The organism is Pseudomonas sp. SIMBA_067, from assembly GCF_046534675.1.
GTDB lineage: Bacteria > Pseudomonadota > Gammaproteobacteria > Pseudomonadales > Pseudomonadaceae > Aquipseudomonas > Aquipseudomonas putida.
In genome coordinates this window covers 1-271 of sequence record NZ_JAWRYH010000445.1, presented here as the reverse complement: position 1 = coordinate 271, position 271 = coordinate 1, and the positions used below count along the sequence as shown (strand labels likewise).

The 271-nt window shown below is 42.1% G+C and carries 1 protein-coding gene; it reads right to left on the bottom strand.

Annotated elements, in window-relative coordinates:
• Positions 1–271 (bottom strand): NUDIX-like domain-containing protein (locus SB765_RS29825; protein WP_410932519.1); only part of this gene is annotated, 271 nt, incomplete at both ends.

Sequence of the window (271 nt, the reverse complement as noted above, 5' to 3'; positions counted from 1 at the left end):
CCAACAATCGTTGCTAATAACGACTCTTCGAGTTCAGTTACGTCTAGCGCAAATACGGCATTATCCTGTTTATTTGATCCTAAAAGGATAGCCTGCGTTAAATCTAAATGCGCCACTTGTTGGTAAGCTAAATACACCACCTCAGGGCTACTGTTAGCAAATATGGTGTGATTGCCTTTAACTAAAAGCCATAAACTGTCTGCTGTTTTTTTTGCGTCGACCCAAGTAGGGTCTTTGCGCGCATTTGAGCCTCTGTCTAATGGCATATTAC